This window comes from Oleiphilus sp. HI0128, from assembly GCF_001635365.1.
Map to the genome: position 1 here is coordinate 1 of NZ_LWGG01000959.1, position 1,149 is coordinate 1,149.

The following is a 1,149-nucleotide window of genomic DNA, read 5'->3' on the forward strand; positions in this document are numbered from 1 at the left end:
CTTTGTTACCCCAGAGCAAAGGCACTTAGGTCTGGATGAAGAAATATTATCGAAGAGGGATGAGCTTTATCGCAAGATGAAAAGAAAGAACCAAATAAGGTGGTCAAAAGCTACGCGGAACTGGGAGAAAGTGGGTGACGTTAAGTTGAACCCGGAGAAGGAAAAACAAGCAGCTTAAATGCTCAGGCGACAACTACCTTGAAAAACGCCGAGATATAAACATCTCAATTCATATAAATAATTCGCTTCATGGGAAACTGTATTTTCTTGATCTGACGCCTTACAAGAAACTGTTACTAAGTTCAGCAAACTTTACTCGAAATGGTCTCAGTAACAACTCAGAGTGGGGAATGTTAATTAGCGATGAAGATGTCATTCAACAAGCCAAAGACGAAGTATTTGCAGATTTAGACCTTGAAGGTATAACGGAAACTCAAGTCAAGAACGCTTGTATGCACGCGGAGCATTATGCAGATATAAACCCTAACTGGACTGCTAAACCAGAGGTTGAGGCCGATATTTTAGGAGTGCTTACAAGTGCCGAAGACAATGCCAACCATAATCCAAAATACTTTCTCAAACCTATAGGGCATACCGATAGTCCCATCTGGAAGGATGATAGGCAGGATTTCTCCCAGCAATTCCAGAAACAAAATTTTTCCTCCTCAAAGAAACCTGTTGCGATTGCAAAGGGTGATTACATAATTACTACAGCTATAGGGTCTTGCTCACTACTATCTTATTTTAGGGCTACTGGCAGACCTGAGTTTGCAACCGCTGAGGAAATTGAAAAGGCTCCATGGTTAAAACGGTGGGGGTGGTATATTGAATCGAAGAACTATTCTAGAGATTTTGGTAGTAGGTGGTGGGAATTTGATCTAGAACGAAACCGTCTCGCTAATGAATTTAACGAACTATATCCTCAAATACCTGTTACGAAGGCTGGTGGATTTAATTTGAAGTCAATAAATTATGGTAGCGATAAGTTAGAGCTTAGTCCTGAGTTCGGGCGGTTTTTGATTGATAAGATTGATGTGGCTGTTAAGTAAGTATCTGATTCCCCCTGTGTCAGGATAGTTGTCGCCTCTGTTAATTTTTAATAATTGAATAGGAGGCGGTAAGAGAATATGAGTGAAGCATTATTCAAAA

1 pseudogene is annotated in these 1,149 nt (G+C 40.3%); it reads left to right on the plus strand.

Annotation, left to right across the window (positions count from 1 at the left end):
• Positions 1–179 precede the first annotated feature (179 nt).
• Positions 180–1,049: pseudogene (locus A3763_RS15685) on the plus strand (phospholipase D-like domain-containing protein); the annotation flags it as partial.
• Positions 1,050–1,149: the final 100 nt, after the last annotated feature.